This is a genomic window from Comamonas sp. B-9, assembly GCF_000410635.1.
GTDB lineage: Bacteria > Pseudomonadota > Gammaproteobacteria > Burkholderiales > Burkholderiaceae_C > Comamonas.
Genome location: NZ_KE148663.1, coordinates 1 through 4,352 on the forward strand (window position 1 = coordinate 1; position 4,352 = coordinate 4,352).

Annotated in this window: 4 protein-coding genes and 1 pseudogene; 3 read left to right on the forward strand and 2 right to left on the reverse strand. The window is 65.5% G+C overall.

Annotation, left to right across the window (positions count from 1 at the left end):
* A partial coding sequence (locus H928_RS30370) for a DUF2007 domain-containing protein (RefSeq protein WP_052330209.1) occupies positions 1-389 on the reverse strand: 389 nt, incomplete at its 3' end.
* 404 nt (positions 390-793) lie between these two features.
* Between H928_RS30370 and H928_RS0122915 the strand changes: the two genes are divergently transcribed.
* The 3 genes from H928_RS0122915 (at position 794) to H928_RS0122925 (ending at position 3,811) form a co-directional block, all read left to right on the forward strand.
* Complete coding sequence (locus H928_RS0122915; protein ID WP_021028592.1) at positions 794-1,681, forward strand: 2-keto-4-pentenoate hydratase; 888 nt, start codon at positions 794-796, stop codon at positions 1,679-1,681.
* Between the two features lie 247 nt (positions 1,682-1,928).
* Complete coding sequence (locus H928_RS0122920; RefSeq protein ID WP_043341688.1) at positions 1,929-2,843, forward strand: alpha/beta hydrolase; 915 nt, start codon at positions 1,929-1,931, stop codon at positions 2,841-2,843.
* A 59-nt stretch (positions 2,844-2,902) separates the two neighbouring features.
* On the forward strand, positions 2,903-3,811 hold the full coding sequence (locus H928_RS0122925; protein WP_021028594.1) for a YbgC/FadM family acyl-CoA thioesterase: 909 nt from the start codon (positions 2,903-2,905) through the stop codon (positions 3,809-3,811).
* 315 nt (positions 3,812-4,126) lie between these two features.
* On the opposite strand, the pseudogene H928_RS33800 reads toward H928_RS0122925, so the two are convergent.
* A pseudogene (locus H928_RS33800) lies at positions 4,127-4,352 on the reverse strand (folate-binding protein); the annotation flags it as partial.

Consider the following 4,352-nt stretch of genomic DNA (forward strand, 5'->3'; position numbering starts at 1 on the left):
GCGGCGCCGGCGGCCCACCAGCAGGGGTACCAACGGGCGGCGTCGCTGTAGCGACCTGGAGCGCTCGTGTCCGCGCCCGGATCACAGGCCAGGTCAAAGCGCGGTTCATGGGCGGGCCCTGGCTGCGGCTGATCGGCCAGGCTGGGATCGGCCTGCGCCAGCTCGGCATCGTCGATCAGCGGTGCGCGCTCCCATTCCTCCAGCGCGCGGCGTGCAGGAGCCCAGTCGGCGTCGTCCACCAGCAAACGCACCAGGCTGCCGGCGGGCAGCTCGCCGATCGCGCCTTGCAGGTGCTCGCCGCTGACAAAGCTGCTGATGCCGTGCTGGCGCAGCACGTCCTGCAGAACATGGGCTTGCACGGCGCTGGCCGGCTCATAAACAGTGCGCATGTTGGGTCTCCTGTTGTGGCTAGGGATCCTCTGCAAAATCCTCGCCCAATGGGATGGACGCGGATCGGGATGAGGCGCAAGGCGTCTTTTGCAGTCAATAGCGAGCTATTGACAAGGAAGACAACGCAGCGGATCGCCCGAGTCCGCGTTTAGACCACGGCAGGGAGTTTTGCAGAGGGTCCCTTGGTCCTGCAAATACTATAGCGTCTGTTGCTTTGTGGCTATGGCGGCATGACCTGCATCAAGCAAAAGGGGGCCATTGGCGCCAGGCCGGGCGGGCTGCGCGCTTTCCCTAGTCGGGGCGGGCGAGGGGGGTGGTATGTTGGTGTCCGGGGCGGTCTCTGAGATCGTAGACAGGTTCTCTGGCCGCATTCAGAACAGGTACTTGGAACAGGAGACTTTGGATGATGCACCCTGCTTGGCGTTTTCGTCTCTCCCCCCTCTGGCTGGCCGCTGGCCTGGCTGCCGGCGCTGGCATGGCCCAGGCCGCTTGCCTCGATGACGCCCAGGTCGCGCAGTGGCTGCAGGCCTATGAGGCCAAGCAGCCCGTGCCGCCGGCCGCCGCGATGACCGAGGCCGATGGCAAATGCAGCCGCAACAAGCTCAATGCCGCCTGGCTGGCCCAGGGCAAAAAGCCCATTGGCTACAAGGCCGGGCTGACCAGCGCGGCGATGCAAAAGCGCTTTCAGACCGACAAGCCGGTATGGGGTGTGCTGTACGAGGGCGCCCTGCTGCCCAACCGCAGCACCGTACCTGCCGCCTTTGGCGCGCGGCCGATGTTTGAGGCGGATATGCTGGTGCGCGTCTCCAGCAGTGCCATCAACCGTGCGACTACGCCGCTGCAGGTGCTCAACAACATCGACCGCATCGTCCCCTTTGTCGAATTGCCAGACCTGGTGGTGGAGAACCCCGCCCAGCTCGATGGCGCGGCCGTCGAGGCGATGAATGTAGGCGCGCGCATGGGCGTGATGGGCAGCGCGATGCCCGTGCCGCAGTTCCGCGCCGAGCGCTATGCGCTGTTGAATGCGCTGCAGAGCATGCAGGTCGATATCACCGACCAGAGCGGCGCGCGGCTGGGCGGCGGGCGCGGCGGCGACCTGATGGGCCAGCCGCTCAATGCCGTGGTCTGGCTCGCGCAAGCCCTCCAGGCCGAAGGGCAGCGGCTCAAGGTGGGCGACTGGATCAGCCTGGGTTCGTACTCGGCCTTGATGCCGCCCCAGCCCGGCCAGCAGATCCGGGTGGAGTACAAGGGGCTCGACGGTGCGCAGCCGGTGGAGCTGCGCTTCGAGTAGCTAAGCTCGGCATCCGGCATCTGTGAAGGAGGGCTCTGTCAAGTTGGCAGGGCCTTTTTACCTGGGTGACCGACATGCCCCGTTGTGAATGGGCAATGGCTGATAATCAGCCGGCCCTGTTCCCCAATTGCGCCCATGCCGGCTGGCTGGGCAACGATGTATGTCTGACGCCTCACCCCGCTCCAAAGCCCATCTCCCCGCCGAACTGTCCATGCCTGCCGATGTGATCGCCGAGCTGACGCCCACGATGCGCAGCGTGGTCGAGCGCATGGCCCGCGCCCAGCACACCCCCATGTGGGAGATGACGGTGCAAGAGGCGCGCCAGGCCTACGGCATTGGCGCCGGGGTGCTGGAGATTGCCAAGCCCGAGCTGGCGCGCGTTGAGGACTTGCATATCCCTGCGCGCGATGGTTTTCAGATCCCGGCGCGGCTCTACGCCGCCAGCTGGGACCCGCTGCAGCCGGTCTTGCTCTTCACCCATGGCGGGGGCTTTACGATCGGTAGCGTGGACACGCATGACACACTGTGCCGCGAGCTGGCCCACCTGGCTGGCTGCATGGTCGTCTCGGTGGACTACCGCCTGGCGCCCGAACACCGCTTTCCCACCGCCAGCAACGATGCCTGGGATGCCCTGCAGTGGCTGGCAGCCGAAGGCATGGCGCTGGGGGCCGATACCGGCCGCCTGGCCGTGGGCGGCGACAGCGCAGGCGGCACCTTGGCGGCAGTCAATGCGATTCTCGCGCGCGATGCCGGTATCGACCTGGCCTTGCAGCTGCTGATCTACCCCGGTTGCGCGGCGCACCAGGATACGCCCTCGCATGCGCGCTACAGCCAGGGGCCCATTCTGACCAAGCCGATGATCAGCTGGATGTTCAGCAACTACCTGCGCACGCTGACCGACCGCGACGACTGGCGTTTTGCGCCCTTGCTGGCGCCCGATCTGCGCGGCCTGGCCCCTGCCAGCATCCACCTGGCGCAATGCGATTCGCTGGTGGACGAGGGCGTCATGTATGCCGAGCGCTTGCGCGCTGCCGGCGTCGATGTGGAGCTGCACACCTATGCCGGCGTCGCCCATGAGTTTGTGAAAATGGGCCGCGCGCTCAAGGAAGCGCGGGCCTGCCATGCGCAGATGGCCCAGGCGCTGCGCGCAGCCTTTGACTGAGTGCGGCGCTGCAGCCAACCCGTTTCTTGATGGCCAATTTTTAGAATACCGACAACACCATGAGCAACTCCCAGACCCTGTTCGACACCCCCGCCACCAGCCTGGCCGATTTTCGCTGCCGCAGCCGCCAGCGCGTGCGCTGGTCCGAGGTCGATCTGCAGAAAGTGGTCTTCAATGCCCATTACCTGAGCTATGTGGACATTGCGATGTCCGAGTACTGGCGCCAGCTGGCCGTGCCTTACGAGGAGGGCATGCAGCGCCTGGGCGGCGAGCTGTTCCTGCGCGCCTCGCAGCTGGAGTTCCATGCCTCGGCACGCCTGGACGATGTGATCGACATCGGCCTGCGCGTGGCCAAGCTGGGCAACACCTCGGTGCAGTACGAGGCCGCCATCTACTGTGCGGGCACGTTGCTGGCCACGGCCACCATGGTCTATGTGTTTGCCGACAGCGCGCAGCAGCCCCAGCCGCTGCCCGAGGCCTACCGCCGCATGGTGCAGCGCTTTGAAGCGGGCGAAGAGATGGTGGAGCTGAAGACCGGCAGCTGGAATGTGCTGGGCCAGGAGGCGATGCGCCTGCGCATGCAGGTCTTTGTGCGCGAGCAGGGTATCCCTGCCGAGATCGAGGCCGACGCCTTTGATGTGAGCGCGCTGCATGCGGTGGCGCTCAATGGCCTGGGCATGTGCGTGGCCACCGGCCGCATGCTGCCCAGCGCGCAGGAAGAGCACCGTGCCGATGGGATGCGCATTGGCCGCATGGCCGTGACCAAGCCGCTGCGCGGTGGCAGCCTGGGCCGCCATGTGCTCGATGCCTTGGTGGACGCTGCCGCGCGCCAGGGCAAGCGGCAGGTGGAGCTGCATGCGCAGCGCACGGCCGAGAACTTCTACCGCCGCGCCGGCTTCACGGTGGTCGGCGAGCCCTACGAGGAAGCGGGCATTGCCCATATCTCGATGCGGAAAACGCTGCGCTGACCGAGGGCGGGCCCCCCAGGTCTTGCCAATGGCCCTATGCAGCGATTCGATAATTTGGCCAATAAAAAGCCGGGTCTGGTTTCCCAGACCCGGCAAGTGTGATGGTCAAGATGCGCTTGAGTAGTTGTTCCGTCATGCTTGCAGAGGCTGCTTGAGCGGCTCCTGCTTGCAAAGTCCTGCAATTTTAGCAAATTGCGGCGCAAATGCCATAAAAATTCTGTAACGGCTGCCGAGGCGCTCTTTTGGACTGAGAAATTGTCGTATTTGTGATGAAGCAGACAGTTACTACTGTCTTGGGAGATAACAAATACGCGCTCAGATGTCTTCCTTCAGCGCATAGGGCAGGCTGAGCAGCTGCAAGGCCGCGCCGGTGCTGCTGCCCAGGTGCAGCGGCTCGCTGGCGGCCGCAATCTGCATCGAGACCAGGGCCTCAAAGCCCGATGCGCTGGCAGCGGCCTGGACCACGGTGCCCACCGGCTGGCTGTCGTCGCTGGCGGCAAAGACCTCCTGGCCCGGCTGGGGCTGCGCGGCCGAGGCGAGC

Coding starts and splice junctions, on each gene's coding strand:
- H928_RS0122915 (WP_021028592.1), top strand. CDS start 794: ATGATGCACCCTGCTTGGCGTTTTCGTCTCTCCCCCCTCTGGCTGGCC.
- H928_RS0122920 (WP_043341688.1), top strand. CDS start 1,929: ATGCGCAGCGTGGTCGAGCGCATGGCCCGCGCCCAGCACACCCCCATG.
- H928_RS0122925 (WP_021028594.1), top strand. CDS start 2,903: ATGAGCAACTCCCAGACCCTGTTCGACACCCCCGCCACCAGCCTGGCC.